Annotated in this window: 16 protein-coding genes; 14 read left to right on the top strand and 2 right to left on the bottom strand. The window is 42.9% G+C overall.

What is annotated here, in order from left to right:
- Nucleotides 1–53 precede the first annotated feature (53 nt).
- Together AAGA18_02345 and AAGA18_02350 are read left to right on the top strand one after the other, a co-directional pair.
- Entirely contained in the window at nucleotides 54–761 is a 708-nt protein-coding gene (locus AAGA18_02345) for a hypothetical protein (GenBank protein ID MEM9444170.1), read from the top strand.
- 312 nt (nucleotides 762–1,073) lie between these two features.
- Nucleotides 1,074–4,637 (top strand): sulfatase-like hydrolase/transferase, encoded by a 3,564-nt coding sequence (locus AAGA18_02350; GenBank protein ID MEM9444171.1) that lies wholly within the window; start codon nucleotides 1,074–1,076, stop codon nucleotides 4,635–4,637.
- 2 nt (nucleotides 4,638–4,639) lie between these two features.
- Here AAGA18_02350 and miaA read toward each other — a convergent pair whose 3' ends face one another.
- Both miaA and AAGA18_02360 read right to left on the bottom strand, forming a co-directional pair.
- The gene (gene miaA / locus AAGA18_02355; protein MEM9444172.1) at nucleotides 4,640–5,548 is read right to left on the bottom strand and encodes a tRNA (adenosine(37)-N6)-dimethylallyltransferase MiaA; all 909 of its coding nucleotides are present in this window, start codon (nucleotides 5,546–5,548) and stop codon (nucleotides 4,640–4,642) included.
- Between the two features lie 282 nt (nucleotides 5,549–5,830).
- Nucleotides 5,831–6,922 (bottom strand): alanine--glyoxylate aminotransferase family protein, encoded by a 1,092-nt coding sequence (locus AAGA18_02360; protein ID MEM9444173.1) that lies wholly within the window; start codon nucleotides 6,920–6,922, stop codon nucleotides 5,831–5,833.
- Here AAGA18_02360 and AAGA18_02365 point away from each other — a divergent pair.
- The 12 genes from AAGA18_02365 to AAGA18_02420 all read left to right on the top strand — a co-directional run bounded on the left by AAGA18_02365 (nucleotide 6,914) and on the right by AAGA18_02420 (nucleotide 17,874).
- Nucleotides 6,914–7,744 (top strand): hypothetical protein, encoded by an 831-nt coding sequence (locus AAGA18_02365; protein MEM9444174.1) that lies wholly within the window; start codon nucleotides 6,914–6,916, stop codon nucleotides 7,742–7,744. The two genes, AAGA18_02360 and AAGA18_02365, sit on opposite strands and share 9 nt — an antisense overlap.
- A 130-nt stretch (nucleotides 7,745–7,874) precedes the next feature.
- Complete coding sequence (locus AAGA18_02370) at nucleotides 7,875–9,605, top strand: GspE/PulE family protein (protein ID MEM9444175.1); 1,731 nt, start codon at nucleotides 7,875–7,877, stop codon at nucleotides 9,603–9,605.
- Nucleotides 9,606–9,642: 37 nt separating this feature from the next.
- The gene (locus tag AAGA18_02375) at nucleotides 9,643–10,875 is read left to right on the top strand and encodes a type II secretion system F family protein (protein ID MEM9444176.1); all 1,233 of its coding nucleotides are present in this window, start codon (nucleotides 9,643–9,645) and stop codon (nucleotides 10,873–10,875) included.
- A 102-nt stretch (nucleotides 10,876–10,977) separates the two neighbouring features.
- Nucleotides 10,978–12,033: a hypothetical protein gene (locus AAGA18_02380; protein ID MEM9444177.1), complete on the top strand. Its 1,056-nt coding sequence runs from the start codon at nucleotides 10,978–10,980 to the stop codon at nucleotides 12,031–12,033.
- 23 nt (nucleotides 12,034–12,056) lie between these two features.
- Nucleotides 12,057–12,506: a type II secretion system major pseudopilin GspG gene (gene gspG, locus AAGA18_02385; protein MEM9444178.1), complete on the top strand. Its 450-nt coding sequence runs from the start codon at nucleotides 12,057–12,059 to the stop codon at nucleotides 12,504–12,506.
- A 128-nt stretch (nucleotides 12,507–12,634) separates the two neighbouring features.
- Complete coding sequence (locus AAGA18_02390; GenBank protein MEM9444179.1) at nucleotides 12,635–13,060, top strand: hypothetical protein; 426 nt, start codon at nucleotides 12,635–12,637, stop codon at nucleotides 13,058–13,060.
- 5 nt (nucleotides 13,061–13,065) lie between these two features.
- Nucleotides 13,066–13,476 (top strand): hypothetical protein, encoded by a 411-nt coding sequence (locus AAGA18_02395; GenBank protein MEM9444180.1) that lies wholly within the window; start codon nucleotides 13,066–13,068, stop codon nucleotides 13,474–13,476.
- A 2-nt stretch (nucleotides 13,477–13,478) separates the two neighbouring features.
- Nucleotides 13,479–14,213, top strand: coding sequence for a hypothetical protein (locus AAGA18_02400; protein MEM9444181.1), 735 nt, complete (start codon nucleotides 13,479–13,481; stop codon nucleotides 14,211–14,213).
- A gap of 33 nt (nucleotides 14,214–14,246) precedes the next feature.
- Nucleotides 14,247–15,293, top strand: a complete 1,047-nt coding sequence (locus AAGA18_02405) for a hypothetical protein (GenBank protein MEM9444182.1) — start codon at nucleotides 14,247–14,249, stop codon at nucleotides 15,291–15,293.
- Nucleotides 15,278–16,531: a hypothetical protein gene (locus AAGA18_02410; protein MEM9444183.1), complete on the top strand. Its 1,254-nt coding sequence runs from the start codon at nucleotides 15,278–15,280 to the stop codon at nucleotides 16,529–16,531. Before AAGA18_02405 ends, AAGA18_02410 begins: the two co-directional genes overlap by 16 nt.
- Nucleotides 16,512–17,066 carry a hypothetical protein gene (locus tag AAGA18_02415; GenBank protein MEM9444184.1) on the top strand — a complete coding sequence of 185 codons (555 nt, stop codon included), beginning with the start codon at nucleotides 16,512–16,514 and terminating at the stop codon, nucleotides 17,064–17,066. Before AAGA18_02410 ends, AAGA18_02415 begins: the two co-directional genes overlap by 20 nt.
- Before the next feature lie 61 nt (nucleotides 17,067–17,127).
- Entirely contained in the window at nucleotides 17,128–17,874 is a 747-nt protein-coding gene (locus AAGA18_02420; protein MEM9444185.1) for a hypothetical protein, read from the top strand.
- Nucleotides 17,875–17,883 lie beyond the last annotated feature (9 nt).

Consider the following 17,883-nt stretch of genomic DNA (forward strand, 5'->3'; position numbering starts at 1 on the left):
TCTATCCAATAACTTTTGTGACATTCATCGGTATCTTATTGCGCTCTTGGCGCATGAATAAATGGTATTGGATTTTGCTGGCATTTCTATTCTTGCCTCAGTTGATCTTCGAATATGATATAAGCGCCAATCATGTTTTTTTACTTTTCTTTATTTGTCTTGGGCTTGGAACCATTCGGTGGGAGCCGCCAAAGGACCAAAAAACTGCCCTAAAAAAACTTGCTCTTTACCTTATGTTCGTTGTTTTGTTCTTCGCTAGCCTCCAAAAACTTTTTTCTAGTTATTACCTCTCCGGATCCCTTTTGATGGATTACATTCTAAAAGGTACTAGCCTGAGCTCTTTAGGGACCCATTTTTATCCCAATTGGGAAACACTAGTAGAGAAAAATTTAGCTTCTTTTCTGTTCCTTAAAGGGGTGCAAACGGAAGGTATTCAAGCAACATATTACCCTCTATTTCCAAATATGAAATCATGGCTGAATGGCTTAGCCTGGTTAGGACTCCTGCTCGAAGCTATCATTGTTTTTTTACTACCCATCAGAAGCTCATTTGCTGTTCTCTTCAAAGGTTTTTTGCTTCTCATTATGGTTTTGGGCGTCTATGCATTGCGCGACGAAGCTGCTTTTATGGCCATCATGTGTAGTTTAGCCTTCATGGTTATGAAGGATGAATCCCGCTGCTTTGCCTGCACATTCCTACTACTAGCTCTGATTTTTTGCACTATGGTGGTATGTGATTGGAGACCCGCTTTGCTAGACTAACTAACCCCAACCTTCAGGCTGGTTAGCTTCAAGATCGCCCGTAGATACCTTGCTGTCTCCATGATGGGTAATTCGGTTTTAATCAGACCATCATTTTCTAGAATTGTCCTATTGCTTGCACCAACAACTATCCAAAGCATCAAAGAAAGCTTTTGCAATACTAATTAAAATTTATACAATAATTGCAATTATTTAAATTTAAGATAACTTCCTCCATTAAAGGGGACGTTTGATTTTGGATAAATACATAAAGAAAATTCAGAGGTTTGATTTCAATAGATAAGCAATAGCACATTTAAAGCGAATTAGAAAATGAGCCCAGTAATGAAAGTTTATTTTTTTATTATCCTACTTGTAATTTCTTTAATCTTTCAAGCGCCTGTGAAGAGCAAGGTGTTGGTTGACTTCACTACTGGAGATTCAGTCAATGCGTTAAATTCTGTCTACCCAATGCAGTTTGATCAGCTAGGTGGAGAGCCCCCCTCAATTAGGACAGCCGATAGATCTGGCGACGTTCCTGTGCTATCAGGCAAGCTCACTTCTGGTAGTGTTGAGAACGGATCTTTCGTTATTACTATTGAAGCCAGGAATAATGAGCCCTCCGACTGGAATCCACAAACTTGGAGAGGTGGAACAGCGCAACCAGTAAATGGCTCTTCTTCAGGTTTAGGCATTAAAGACGGTGGGATTAGAAGGGTTGATACCGGTGAAGCAATCTTGTGGACATTTGAACTGGACCTACTGGATTTAGAACCTGGTAAGTCTTTGTTGCTGACCGCCGCCTCATTTGCCAACTCCAAAGCAGAACTTTGGAAGTTAACAGGAACTCCAGGCTCATCAAATGCGGGCACACTCATTTCTACAGGAGCAACCTGGAGCGGTTTGATTCAAATAGAAGATGGAGACTCTTTTGCTTTATCAGGTGACGGATTTATAGAAAGCCTCACACTTGAATTAGTAAATTTTGGAGATTCTGAAACACCAAGTGGTTTGATAGCAACCAGCGGAGTTTCAAAAGCCATTTTAAACTGGGACGAAGATCTTTCAAATACCCTCAAAGAATTTAAAGTCTATCGTTCACAAAAAAGCCCAGTGACGACATCTGACTACCTCAGCACAATTGTTAGCAATCAATATGAGGATGAAACTGCAGCAATTGGAGTGACATACTATTACGCAGTGTCAGCCGTAGGAAATAATGACATAGAATCAAACTTAAGTTCTGAGGCCTCAGTTGTGCCAGAACCGCCTGAAGCCTTACAGCTCTTGGATGTAGCAACTCTGCCTACCAGCCCTCTATCAGTATGGTCTGACCAAAGCGGCCAAAATAATAATGCAGCTGCCTTGGTTGGGCAAGTGACTTTCCCAAGCTCAAGTCTTTCTAAAAGCGGTCTAGAGGGCGTTGATTTCGGAGCGGGGCGTAACAGTCTGAAGCTTTTTGACGCTGAAGAATCAAAAGCCATTCTGGACCTATCTGTAAATGGAGATGGCTTCTGTATCATGATAGCTATGAAATGCGACAGCCTAGTTCAAAGTGGTTTTAATGACGTTCTTGGCAACTCAACAGAAAGTTTAACCGGCCTGCAAATGGGCTACACTCCAGATGGGATCATTCAAGTGAGACTGGGAACAGAATTAATTATTTCATCAGGAAAAGCCTTGTCTAATGGAGACACGGTAGTGATGGCATTCCAGTATGACGCTAATAGTGAAACTTATGAACTATGGGACTCTAAAAATTACACTTCTAGATCAGGGCCTTTATCTCGTGCTAACTTCTCAACAGATAACCCTATTACTTTAGGGAGCATTGATGAACCCAACCAATATCTAGACGGGATGGTGGGTGAGATTAGGGTTTTTAATTCTCCTCTTGGAGACTATCTTTTCAAAGAGGTTCGCGAGAAACTGTTGCACCGCTGGGTGAAACCACCAAATATCGTTATGCTTTTTGTTGATGACTGGGCTTGGAACGGATCTCCTATATTGATGGATAAGCGCATGCTAAATTCTGGTATGCCAGGCTTGGTTGACATGCCTAACTTAGAAAGATTGGCTAATCAAGGCATGATTTTCCGCAATGCCTATGCATCTCCTCAGTGTGGGCCCTCTAGGGTTTCCCTACAAACCGGTCAATCCAATGCGAGGAACGGATTTACTGTAGTAACTGGCAAAAACACCGGATATTTTGACTACTCAGGCCCCTCTTTCAACCCTGTTCTCGCTTGCACCGCTGATAACAACATACGACCTGGCACGACCACTATACCCGAAGCCCTCGATTTAATGGGTTATCAAAGTGCCCATATAGGCAAGTGGCATTCTGGCGGATCGCCAGCAGATGAGGGCTATGTTCTACACGACGGTAATACGAGCAACAAAGAAGGCAACACACACATAGGCGATGAAACAGTCCTCACTGGATTAACTGATCCCAAACTGACGGGTCATATTACAAATAAAGCCACCCGTTTTATAGAAGAGTCCTACCTTGCCCATCGCCCCTTCTACGTCCAACTTTCTTACTATGCAATGCATGCTGGGGAGGAATGCTTCCCGAAAGTCCGCCAATACTATCAGGAATTCCTGGAGAGAGAATATAGCTACTACAGCAAAAATGACCTAGATCCAGACAACCTAAAGAGAAAAGTAGATCCCGCAGTCTGGCTAGGAATGGCTTACGAACTCGATCTATCATTCGGAACTGTTCTCAGTAAACTAGATGAACTAGGTATTGCCGAGAACACCTACATCGTGATGATGTCTGACAATGGATTCCGCCACAGCATCCTAAGAAATGTCCGCGGACAATCACAGCCGTTGCACATGAAGAAATGGTGGGTTTGGCAAGGTGGAATTAGAGTCCCCATGGTAGCTATGGGGCCTGGCATTCCCAATGGCTCCTCGACTACAGCCAATGTTGCAAACTACGACCTTCTTCCCACCTTCTTTGAATGGGCAGGGGGCGATCCAGATAGGCTTCAAAATATTGATGGGGTTAGCTTGAAGGGGTTGATGGAGGAAAAGCCGCAAACAGAATCTTTCCTGAATCGTTCGCTTTATTTCCATTACCCACACTATCGAAATACTTTACCTCATTCCTGTGTCATTAGAGGTTATGATAAAGTCATGTACTTTTATGAAACCCCGCTACTCTTTCCGGAAGAGGATCCCATTATGTTGTTTGATTTGGCAAATGATCCAGCAGAGTATCACAATATTTATGGACACAATACTGAGACTAAAGCTCGAGGTGATGCTCTATACCAGGACTTGAAGAATTACCTAAAATCTGTGGGAGCCAGAATTCCCATACTTAACTTGGAGGAAGAAGTAAATAATTTCGATTCATCAGAAATTTCTGAAAGCGTCGCAGATACCCCTGACAATTGGCAGTATTTCAATGCATCAAGCTACTTTGGTACCGAGAAAGCCTCTTTAAGCTTGGGTAGTGGATTCTTCCTCGGCACCCGACCTCTCAAATTTGATGAAACGGAGAGACACTCCTTCGCGGATTATTGGAAAGAATCATGGAGTATAGATATTGGTGAATGGGCTGAGGACTTTGACGGAGACGGCGACAATAATTTAGTGGAATATGTCTTCGGAGGCAACCCCACTGATGCCTTCGACTCTGGCTACGAACCTGCATTCAATACTTTAGATGGCAGTTTCGAAATAGATTTTCGGACTAGAAATGATGACTCACGCATCCAATACCTTATTGAAACCTCCAACAATCTAGAAAACTGGACTACTGTAAATTCCTTTCTAGATAGCCCTCAACCAAATTCTACAGAATTCGATATAAGATCTATATCTATACCCATGGATGAAGACAAAAAATTCATTCGCTTCCGAGTAAACCTCCAATAAATTTATAGCTCAAAAAAAGGAACTTTTTCTTTCCGCCACCAGGTCATTTGTCTTTTGGCAAACTGGCTTGTTTTGGTAACAATTTCATTAATGGCTTCATCCTTTGTGACCTTTCCTAAAAGGAAGGCTTCAACCTGTGCATAACCAAGCGCTTGGTAGGATTGGGACCCTTGCCAATCAGCAAGCATCATCAACTGCTCCACTTCCTCCAGCCATCCGCTAGACCACATCTTTTGCACCCTTTTTTGTATACGTTTGCGAAGAGCATTTGTCTCCATTACCAAACAAATCACCTGCGCAGGACTGTTCTCAGAACAGAGTGGGAGAGACATTTCTTTTTGCCATTGAGACAAGGGCTTTCCCGTATCTTGAAAGACTGCAATAACTCGGATCAATCTCCTTGTATTACCTAAGTCTGAGCCCTTTCGTTGAGCCCATTCGGGATCACAATCTATAGCCATTTTCTTGAGCCGGTCTAAAGGGAGGGTTTCTAGTCTATTGACAATTTCAGGTTCAGATACAGGCGCCCGAGTCAAACCCCGACGCAGTGCACGGTAATATAACCCCGTCCCACCTACAAAAACAACTGGAACTTGGCCTTGTCGGATCTCTGCTAGGGCATCAGAAACCAACTCTAAGTAGCGAGCAACATGGAAATTTTCGTGAGGGCCTACCACATCCAATAAGTGGTGCTTAACTCTTGCTTGATCATCTGACGAGACCTTGCCTGTCCCAATATCCAAGCCTTTATAAACTTGGAAAGCATCCATTGATATCACTTCCGCTCCCCATGCACATGCCGTATCTAGAGCAAGTTCTGATTTACCAACTGCGGTTGGCCCAAGAACAAAAAAAGGAGTATCTTGCTGCTGTTTGATACCACCTCGCCTTAATACACTAGACCAATCCACCAGAAGCTTTCCACAAACAAGTGTTGCTGATGCAAGGTTTGATTGGATTTACTAATAGAGTCATGTCGAAAGCGCTCATCTTTATTAAATTAATGAATAAAGCATGACAAATCCACACGCGACTCTGATTACCTATTTTTATGGCTTGCGGCTTGTTTCGCTAGCCATTATTTACTTTATCTAGAACGACCTGTTTTTAACATTGTAATTCTTTGTTTACCCATTCTTGAAAACACGTAATATTAAAAACACTAAAATCCCAAATTGGGAGGAGCTTTTAAATTAAGCGCTCACAGACTGAACTGAATCTATTCCTTCAGATAGCCATGCCAAATACTCAGCCACCGTCTCGCTAGTTTCATCACCCATGTGTGAAATACGGAACGTCTTGCCCTTCACTTTTCCATAACCACCGTCCATCACAACTGACTTACTAGAACGCAGCCATTTTTGTAAGGCTGCAACATTAATCTCGCGGTTATTTTTCACACAGGTCAATGAGATAGACTCATATCCCTTGGCCGGGAAAAACTCAAAGCCATTTTCCCTCACCCAAGCATGTGCTAATTCTTGGTTTTTCTTATGTCGCGCAAAACGCTGATCTAATCCTTCTGAGAGCATGTCCTCCAATTTACTTTCTAATGCATAATAATGAGAAATAGAAGGCGTAGTAGGTGTCATACTCTTCTCTTGGTTTACTCTGAATTCCAAGAAATCCAAATAATAACCACGGTCCTTAATTGTCTCGGCTTTAGCAAATGCAGCCTCAGATACAGCAAAAACCGCCGCTCCCGCAGGTAATGCTAACGCTTTCTGAGTTCCAGCCAACATGACATCAATAGCTAGATCATCGAAAGGAATTTTCATGGTCGAAAAAGAGCTCACTGTATCCACAATAAACATCACTTCAGGATACTTTTTTTTCAATGCTGCTATCTCAAACAATGGATTCATAGTCCCGGTTGAGGTTTCATTGTGAATGAGCGTAATCGCATCAAACTCACCAGTAGCCAGTTTTTCATCAACTACTTTGGGTAGAATGGCTTCACCCCATTCTACCTGATAAGCTTCAGCTTCCTTACCACATTTCTTGGCAACGCTATTCCACTTATCTGAGAAAGCCCCACTCATACAATTCAAAACCTTTTTCGAAACCAGGTTACGAATAGAGGCTTCCATCACTGACCAGGCTGAACCAGTTGCCACAAAAACAGGCTGCTTTGTGTAAAAGACCTTTTGCAAACCAGGCTGCACTCTAGCATTGAGTTCCTGAAAATCCTTTGAGCGGTGCCCAACCATAGGTTTAGCAAATGCTTGCATGGTTTTTTCTGAAACCTCTATTGGACCTGGAATAAATAATTTTAAATGAGACATAAAACTTTTGGACACTATAGCGTTCCGCTTTTCCTGTCACCTAAAACATTGCGAATTTATTATCACAGTCTATGCTTTGTCATAATGGCAATTCGAGTCTGTTTATCGTTATTGGCAATCTTGGTCTGTTCTCCGATACAGACGTCGGGGAAGTCTGCTTATGAGGTTATCCAACTTGCCGCTAAGAAGGACTCTACCATTCGCAACCGTCGACTCAACCTCGAATATGACATGCTAGTTACTATTAATACACTCAATCAAAAGGGTGAAGTTGTAGAGACCAGGCAGGAAAAGAAAACCATGCAACCGCAGTCGCTTATTACCTATTCCGTAGATGTTGACGACACCGCGGAGAGGACTGCTGCAGGCCAAAGCCCCTCTCTCTCACTTGAAGAGAAAAATCTCACGGCTCAATTTTCGATCACAGATATGATAAGCCGCTTCGTTTTCAGTCATGCCGGAAAAGACCATTTCAATGATATGGAATGTTTCAAAATTAAGTTCACACCCAAGCCAAACCAGCCTTACAACTCACGCGAGGAGAAAATTATGAATGCGGTAGCAGGTCATGTCTGGATCGACAAGGATTCCTACAGTATTGTCAAGACCATTGGCACCTTGACTCAAGATGTTGAAGTTGCTTGGTTTTTTGCCACCATGAAAAGCATGGACTTCACCTATCTTTCGCAAACTTTGCCAAACGGAGATATCGGACCAGCAGAATTCAATCTCACCTTTCACGTAGATGCCACACTCTTCCAAATACGTCGCAACCAAGTAAGTCTTTTCCAAAACCACCGCCCCAGCAAATCTTCCTCATAGACTGGAAATTTTCTCGCATTTGTATTTTCAGGCTTAACTCGACTTTTTATGCATCTTATTGTAATATGTCCGAAATATAGAATGACTCGATGAATTATTGAATCTTACTTTTACTAATCAGACTTAAAGCATGCTGGAAAAGTATATTATAGAATTGGCTCATAACTCTGGAGCTGCTGACAAAGAACGAACTGCTGAAGTAATTGCGCAAGCCTTACAGCAGCAACAATCCCCCATAGTCTCATTGATTGATGGAGGATTAGTTGATGAAAAGGAATTTCTCACATCGCTTGCTTCCAGTTTATCGCTTCCCTGGTGGGACGAAGAACAAATAGAATTATCAGAAGAATTACAAGAACGCTTTCCTGTTAAATTAGCTATCAAGAATGCTCTCTTGCCTCTGGAGGCTCATGATGGAAGCATTACGGTGCTAACTTGTGACCCTTTCAATCTTATGGCACGCCAGGCTGTAGCACGCCATGTTGACGGAACGATCCGCTGGGGCCTTGCTCGCCGCACTCGCATTATCGAGTGTCTCAAAGATAGCTACGGTATAGGAGCGGAGACTTTTGAACAGATCATGGCTGAAGGTGGAGGCCTCTCAGGATTTGAGGATGTTTCTCAAGAAGTTACCAATCTCGATGAAGATGACTCTGAAGCTTCTGTTGCACGCTTTGTAAACCAGATCATCCGCGAAGCTCTAGATCAGCGAGCGACTGATATTCACATCGAACCTCTCGAAGATGACTTACGGATTCGCTATCGCATCGACTCTGTTCTGCACGAAGTCCCTATCCCTTCACAAATCAAGCTTCTCAAAGCTACACTTATCTCTCGTCTTAAAATTATGGCGAATCTCGACATTGCGGAGAGACGACTTCCTCAAGATGGCCGTATCAACCTTGAACTAGCAGGCCAGGCCATAGATGTTCGTATTGCTACAATCCCTTCTGTAGCAGGGGAGTCTGTAAGTCTTCGTCTGCTTGGCTCAAGACAGTTCACTCTCACTCAACTTGGCCTAAGCAAGGAAGATGAACCTGTTATCAAAGAACTCTTGGCCATGCCCAATGGTATTATCCTTATGACTGGGCCAACTGGCAGTGGCAAATCCACTACTCTTTATACTTTACTATCTTGTCTCAATACCAAAGATCGTCGAATCGTCACTATCGAAGATCCTGTTGAGTATAAACTACCGGGAGTCATTCAAATAGCAGTAAAGCCGGAAATCAACTTAACCTTCGCGGCTGGCTTGCGCTCTATCTTGCGGGGCGACCCAAATGTCATTATGGTGGGAGAGATGCGGGATGTTGAGACTGGAGAAACCGCTATACGCGCAGCACTGACAGGACACCTCGTTTTCTCCACCTTGCATACTAACGATGCTGTTGGTGGTATTATCCGATTAATAGATATGGGTATTGATCCTTACCTAGTCTGTTCTTCTGTGCGCGCTTTCATTGCTCAGCGGTTGGTGCGTGTACTGTGCCAAGAATGCATGCAGCCCCATAGCTATTCACCTGATTACTTGAATTCCATAGGTTTTCCTGCTACTGGATTTGATAAAGCCATGTCACACAGCGGCTGTGAGAAGTGCCGATTCACAGGCTATGAGGGGCGTACTGCTATTCTGGAAATTTGCCGCATGACAGATGCTGTGCAAGAGCTCGTGCAGCAGGGCAAGACTGCTGCAGAAATCAGAGCAATGGCACTACATGAAGGTATGAATACCCTAAGGCAAGCAGGTTTTGCCAAAGTGCAGGAGGGCCTCACTACTATCGAAGAAGTGCTTCGTGTTACCATGGAAGACAGCGAAGAAGAAGAAAGGGAAAAGAGAAAGCTATTTGCCTCTACTTCTTAAATTAAATTAATTTTCACTACTACTCGTTTGAAGTTTTATGCCCATTTTCGTTTATGAAGCCCTAAAATCTAGTGGAGCTAGAACATCGGGATCAATCACAGCTACAACTAAACAAGAAGCTTTCCGCCTTGTCATGAAACAAGGCCTTCAGCCAGTCACTCTTAAAAGCGAAAAAGAAGACACTTCCTTCGCCAAGCGTATTTTAAGACAATCTAGCGACGGCGGGGCAACACTCTCAAATCGTGAATTGCTTTTTCTCACGGAAGATTTATCCGATCTCCTCGATGCTGGCCTACAACTTGAACCCGCTCTAAAAACCTTGGAGAAACGTAAAGGGTCCCCCAGGCTCACTCAGATCACAGAGGCTCTAAGAAATCAAGTCCGCGAGGGAACATCCTTCTCGCATGCCCTCAAAACCACTTCTAAAAGTTTTAATGACCTCTACTGTTCTGTGGTAGAAGCAGGCGAGTTATCGGGGACTTTGCCTCAGATTTTGCAAAGACAAGCTCAATACCTTTCTGCTCAAATGGACCTTGCTAGCAAAGTCCGAAGTGCTCTGATATACCCAGCTTTCCTCATCGTCGTTGGAGCACTACTGATTATCATTTTTGTCACGTTCCTTGTTCCCCAACTCACAGAATTACTTACCCAAACCGGTAATGACCTACCGATGACTACCCGAGTACTAATAACCACCAGTGATTTCATGATCGAATATTGGTGGGCAATCTTTACAGTATTTATTCTGATTTTATTAGGCATTTGGCAATTTTTATCCAAACCTGCCGGCCTTAAATGGTGGCACACGAATCAGCTCAAAGTTCCCTTATTCGGCCCTGTGTTAGAAACGCGTGTTTATACTCAGCTCACTTTCACCCTGGGAACTCTCATAGCCAACGGAATCCCTCTACTCAAATCACTACAGCTGACCAATCGAGGAACACCCAACTTATTTTTACAAGAACGCTTCCACGCAGTAGAAAGCATTGTCGAAGAGGGAGGCAGCTTAAGCTACGCCGCTAAAAAGCATCAAGCCCTTCCCAGTGAGATTATTGATATGATTAACGTAGGTGAACAAACTGGCAATCTTGGACCCTCATTGCTCAAAATCTCTAATCGCTTCGAAAAAGACCTCAATGAAAAGCTTATCAAAATGACCACACTTATTCAACCAGTGATCATTGTATTCATGGCTTTAATCATTGGTCTCGTGGCCTTCTCCATTTTCGACGCCATTTTCAGCACGGTACAATCGCTTAGCATACGTTAACCAGCGGAAATTTAATAAAAAACACCAAGCTTTCTTATGAAAACTCCGATATTCCTCTCTTGATTGTAAGGGTAATCATTGATAGTATTTACACTGTTTTACATGAAATATAGGAGTATTAGCATCTCTTTGTTTTTAGCCAGCCTTTTCTCAATTGCTGTGGCTCATGCGTATAATGCTTATCCCTCTAGCTATACCTGGTATCCAAACGCTGCAATCCCTAAAGCTTCACCCATTTGGATTCAAAATACCACGGCGCAGCAACCCAATAGTTACCTTGCGACAGAAACTTTTAGCTACACGCCTCAATCAGAAACCAAAGGTTTGGATCTGGCTGTGACGGTCTATTTCAATGAAAATGTGGGAAGCTTTTTGAGAGTATATTGGCATTCTCCTTACAGCGTCAGGGCTCTTTCTGAAAATCTTTTTGAAGGTATAAGCATGCCTAACCAGCGTATCCTTTTAATACCCTATGAAGAACTCAGCAATTTTGGGGACATTATCTTCCAGTCTGGTGAAAAAGAGCACAGTCTTATTAAAGTGAAATTCCAGTGGCTGCGCCCTCAGGTAGTCAGTATTCCTAAAAAATTTGACCGCACTGCGCTCATTGACTCTGAGGGACAGACATATACCAAATATGAGTCAGAGGGTCATGCCCCTCTGGAAATTGAAGATGAGTATTGGGCTGATATTGTCAGGGCACCTCTTATCTCTCTGCCAGAGAGAATAGAAGATATTGTTGAATTTGTTTTTGAATTGGAGGAAATACCTAACATTGCTCGCTTAGAAGCCCAATTTGCCGGGCTTCCCCTTCTTGGCAAAGCAGATGTTTGGCTCAATGACACCAACTTGGGCTCTCTTAACTTACGTGTCCCTAGCCTTTCAGATGAGGGCTATAATTGGAACGATCAGCTTGAATATGTTGGCTGGAGAGAAGGGGCTATGCTTATTCATCCTGCCATGCTTGTCGAGGGGACCAATCGCGTAATCATTGATTGGAATAATCCAGACTTCCCTCGAGATGCCACACCAGTAGCTGTTCGAGACCTCGTCCTGGAATTAAGTTATGCAGAGCCACCGGAGCTAAAATTTCGCGAACCAAGTGGGGCAATGATACGTCCAACTGAAATCCTTTCCCCAGATTACAACTCAGAGTAACCAGAAATAACAACTAGCTAAAAATGAATTCGAAGAAATTAATCACTTACTTAAGCAAAAGAAATACGCACTCCAAAGCCGGCTTCACCTTGGTAGAAATCATGATCGTATTGGCCATTATCATGGTCCTCATAGGCTTTGCTGTTAACCGAATGGCGGGAGTGGGAGATGCCGCTAAAATTACGCGTGCTGACGCAGATATTGGCAATATTGCTGCAGCCATAAGGGTTTATGAATCTGGCAACTTACAACCACCAAGCTCTTCCCAAGGCTTGAATGCCTTGGTTAATAGACCTAGCCCTGCACCTAGAAGATGGACCCAGCTTATGGATAGCGTACCTCTAGACCCATGGGGGATAGAATACCAATATCGTTACCCGGGGAAGAAGAACCCTAAAGGGTTTGACTTGTTTTCAAAAGGACCGGATCGTATCGAAAATACTGAGGATGACATTGGCAACTGGGATAATTAGCAAATCATGTGAAGCCTACTCCCTTCAGCCTCCCGCATTTATTCAATAAGAGTTATTCCCTTGCAAAGAGAAGCTCCAAAAGAGCTTTCACGTTAGTTGAGATATTCGTTGCTATATTTGTTATCATCATGTTGGTTGGCATTTCTATTCCCAATCTAAGCCACTATTTGACGAACGAAGCATTGAGGAAAACATCTCGAGAATTTAAATTGCTCAGTCGAACTGCTTACTTGGAAGCCATCCAAGGCTTTAAAGCAACCCAAATCCGTCTGGATCCTCTAAGCCTAACAATCGTCTACAAAGAGAGCCCTGAGAGTGCCTTAAAAACCATGCAATTTGCTAACGGAGTAAACTATGAGTTTAAATACTGGGAGGATTCAAGGTGGAGAGTTCCAATTCGGAATGATGAAGAGAACCAGCAGTATTGGACCTTTGACCCATCTGGCCTCTGTGAACCCCTACAGATCCGCTTCACAAAGGATGAATCATGGATAGAGCTGACTATGGACCCACTAACTGGCAACCCCTCTGATGAAGCCTATTACTTAGAGTAAAAAACATGCAATTTCTTATTAAACGACACGAGAGATCCCATAAAAAAAAGAAAGCTTTTGCCTTGGTTGAAGTGATTCTTGCTACCATCCTCTTTAGCTTTGTCATTATTGGAACGGTCAAGGCCTTCAACGGCACAGTCTCGGCTCATAATATTACATCACGCCAAGCATTCATGAGAGATAAGGTCCAATCCCAACTTGCCCTCATCAAATCAGAACGTCGTATAGAGGAAATGGAAGAAACCACTGACCCTGATGAAGATGGGGTTTATTATGTTAAAAAAGTGGAGTCCCTAGAGGACTTTGAAAACCAGGATAACGAAACTATCGACGGTATCTATGTCATTCGTATTAAGGCGGTTTGGCAAAGTGCTAATGAAGAGTACTCTGCGGAGACATACTTTTACCAGCAATGATTATGCAAAAGAAAAGGAAACAGCTCTCAAAAGGGCGCAGGAAAGGACTCACTCTAGTAGAAGTCTGCTTAGCACTTGCCGTCATGATGATGATCATCCCTGCTGTCTACTCAATCATTTATACCATTGCAGGTTCAACACCCGAAATTCACAGCCTAAGGTCTCGTTCTGCACAATTACATGGCTATGTTGAACTATGCCGTTCCACTCTCTTAAACTTACCCCCCACCTCCAGAATACAAGGGACCATTGAAAAAATAGACGGCCGAGATACCGCAGCTCTTAGGATCACCACTCCTCCCGAAAATTTACTAATCGGAGAGCGCAGCGAGTTAGCTGAAGAACTCCAATTTACAACGAGAGCTCGCCTTGGTGGCGGAGTTGATTTAGGCATTAATATTGTCCTACCAAGTGATGAAGTGCAAAGCGATGAGGAAGAGGAAAAATGGTTGCCACTTCTGCCGGAAATTATAGATAATGTGCAGTGGCGCTACTTTGATGCAAGAAGCCAACAATGGCGCGATGAATGGCGCACTTTCAACAGCCGCCCTACATTAGTAGAACTGACCTTCGTCACTTTCGAGGACTCTAAGTCTAAAATCCCAACATCTAATGTATTTTGGTTACCACCTATTACCCCACAACGAGAACAATCAATTAATGATACCCCAGAAAACGAATCATCAGAAAATGAGGATGATGATGATGACGATGAAGTGAGAGAGGAAGATTCTTAAACCTATTTCAAGCACTTGAACTTTCGTATCAAGATGATAACAGCATTTAAATTATTTAGAGAATATCGTAGCAAGCTAGGAAGCAAAAAGGGGTCCTTCTTAATCTTAGTTCTATGGGCGATGGCCTTTCTCACGTTTCTATCCATTGAGCTCATGCAACAAGTCAGTGTCGACATCGATATCGAAAGTGCTAAAGAGAAAAACTTTCGCGCCTTACAATTAGCCGAAATGGGCCTTGCTTTTGGTCTTCACCCGGATATTGAGGATGATGACCCTCTACTGAAACAAGAAATTAATAACATAGAATCCTTCGATGTCCTCAGAACAACCGAGGAAAGCAAATTAAATATCAACGAGCTCCTCAAAGAGGCTAACAACAAACAGGGCCCTCAAAAGCTGAGAGGAATTTTTAGCGAATGGGGCATGAGCAGTTCGGAGATAGACGAACTAATCGATAAACTGCTAGATTGGATTGATGAAGGTGATTTAACTCGATTAAATGGAGCAGAAGCCGATGAGTATATAAACGCTGGATTGCGACGAACACCACGCAATTTATTATTCCAAACAGTTGATGAGATGCAACACGTCATGGGCATAGGAGTTTTGAATGAATACCAACCGAACTGGCCTGATTTTTTTACAGTCTATGGCAGTGGGCAGCTTGATATATCCGAGGCTAATGCAGAAACCATTTCAAGTTTCCTAAGTATTAACATTTCTGACGCAGAGTCTTTCATCATCATTAGAGATGGAAACGATGGAATCCCTAAGACAGATGATGACTATGATTTTGAAGACATTGAAGATGCCATGAATTCACTCGGGCTCTCAAGAGCAGATGAGCGAGAGCGAGTTGGACAACTCATTACTTTAGATGGAAGTGTCAAAAGAATTGTTAGCACAGGAAAAATTAGCGCTCTCGACTCAGATGAAGGCTTTTCTTTCTATGAAAGGAAAATTACTGTAATTATGCAAGGAGGAGGTCAGGGGCAAAGTAATAATGCATCGCCTGGATCGAATCCTAGCCGCACGAGGGGCAGCTCTAATAGTCAGTTTATAAAATGGCAAATCGAATAAATAAAAGTTCTAAACAAGCCACAAAAGCGAATGACCTTTTGATACCTTACATGGATCAATGGGAACTATGGCGTTTTTCTGGTCAGACAGCTCAAAAAATCGCATCCCATGCTAATCTGAGCGAGCTAAGTCTCGTGAATCGTCCTGCTTTTGTTATCCCACAACAGTTCCTAAATACAGTTGATTTATGGATCCTTACTCAAGATCAGGAGCTTGTCGGGGATATGGTTCATTTACAGCTAGAGAATCGAGGAGTCTTCAGCAACCCAGATGAAGTTCCCATCTATAGTTTTCGATCTCTGTTACAAGATCAGTCCCGAACTTTAACTCTAACTACTTCACTCGATTCTTCTTTTCCAGAGCAATGGGCTCTCCCAGAATTCAGTAAATTTGATACTGCTATTAACTATTTCCCCTTTCCCAAGAATAGATGGACCATCTGGAGGGAATTCAACCGTTATATAGCCGTTCTTACAAACGATAATCAGGTCGTTTATTCCCAAGCCCTATCGGTTCAAACACTCGATGCTGACTTTGCCACTGAGTTGCGTTGCATCACTTTCCAACTTCTCACCGATAATATCGCGCCAGAAACTATTGGCATCACCTTTTGGTCTCCCATAAGCCCTCATGAAAAATTAGTTATCGAGAATAGCTTAAGCCTTCCTATTGAGGAAGCTCCTAGACCTACTCCTGTCCCACCTAAACAGTCCTTTAACCTTACACCTGCAGCTGTGCGCATTAAACAAGCAGTAAGCAAGCGCTTTGCACAATATCGCAATTTGGGTATCTTGTTAGGCGGTTTATATCTTTTGGCAACCCTAGGATTTGGAAGTTACCTCTTTGTTGAAAAGAGGGAAATTGATCAGGCCAAAGCTTCTGTTGCGAAGAGCCGGCCGATCATTCAAGAAGTTCAGCAGTCCCTTAACTTGTGGGATGACTTGCAACCAGTTGTAGACAAAAACCTACATCCACTTTACGTGCTAAAGACGATTACAGATGCACTGCCAAAGGAAGGTGTCCGTATCACAGAATTTAAGCAAAGTAGTTACTACGAAACCTTTATTAAAGGTGAGGCTAAAAATAGTGGTCTCGCATCAAGTTATATTGCAAAAATAGACGGCGATACTTTTTTCCCCGGATATAATTGGACAGGGAAACAACCCTCACAAAATAAAAACAATACTTGGTCTTTCTCACAAAGTACCACACACCCAAATGCCCCAGCTAAAGAATAGAGAAAAACGTCTCATCATTATGTTCGGAGGAATCCTGCTGCTCCTTGGCAATTATATGCTTTGGGAAAAAATGGCCATGACTAGATCGCAAATCATAGAAGACCGGAAAAACCTTGAGCTACATCGGCGAGAAGCTGAAATGTGGATGAAGCAACGAGATGAAGCAACTGCCAAGCGAGATTGGATCCAAAGCCATCAGCCTACCATGGAGATTGATTCAGGCGTTGCAACCAGCGAACTTTTGAAATTAGCTACTGATAGGGCAAAAGAACACGAACTAACCATAGAAAAAAATAGTCTTGGTAAGACTATTCCTAACAGCATCTATGACGAAATCTCTATCGACCTAGAAGCAACAGGTTCTATGGAAAAAATCACAAAATGGGCCCATTCCATTTACAGTCCCTCCGAATTCCGACTTTTTAAACATTTTTCTTTGAATAGTACGGCAGATCCCGATAAACTAAAAATAAAAGTAACTGTCGCCCAATGGTTTAAGCCATCTGGGGTATTAGATAATGAGGATTCGGAATAGTTAAAAATTTAATATTTTTTAAAATATTTACCAACTAGCCATCGATTAAGCATGCATCTTTATGATTGCGACTTCTGCACATCAAAAAAAGAGTTTGAAGCAATGGTTGCGAACCGCGCCTGCACCTGCTTTAGTCCTCCTTTATTTCTTTTGTTTTAGTCCAGGATCCTTGCTTGCGGACGAAGCTGAGAACGTCATCGACGCGCAAGAGGTAGTCAGACAAACACTTCCTGAAGAACCCGACTTAATAACACCAGAGCCTGAGCCTTTCAGACTGCCCACAGAGCAGCCTATTGATGATTACGAAATTCTATGGAAAGAGTCTCCTTTCACTAGAAATTCGAGCCCTGATGCTGACAAATTCTCGGCACCTGCTCAATACGTCCTTGAAGCTTGGACTGGCAGCGAAGAACAGAATGACCTAAGGCTCTATGTTCGCCCCCGCGTAAAAGATGCTAAAGCAAAAGGAATAGAATGGGTCATTATCTCAAATGATGGTCCTCAAGAAGGCAACAAGCTTCTCGCCTTTAATTATGCCGAAAGTTTCAAAGAATTATCAGCTGAAGTTGAAATTCAAGGTCGCAAGTACACTGTAAAATATGATGAGCAAGCCCTTAAAAAGCCTTTGAGGCCCATTTCTCCAGGGGGAATAAGAAGACCTTCCACAACAAATCGGCCCGATATTCAAGTCCCTAACACCATTAGAAGACCCACTACTCCAACGACATCAACAAACAATAGCGCAGTTCGTAGACCACGTATTATAAGGAAGCCAGCCCCTATTAGAAGGCCCACCACGAACCAATAGATTTAATTT

This window comes from Verrucomicrobiota bacterium, assembly GCA_039192515.1.
Taxonomy (GTDB): domain Bacteria; phylum Verrucomicrobiota; class Verrucomicrobiia; order Methylacidiphilales; family JBCCWR01; genus JBCCWR01.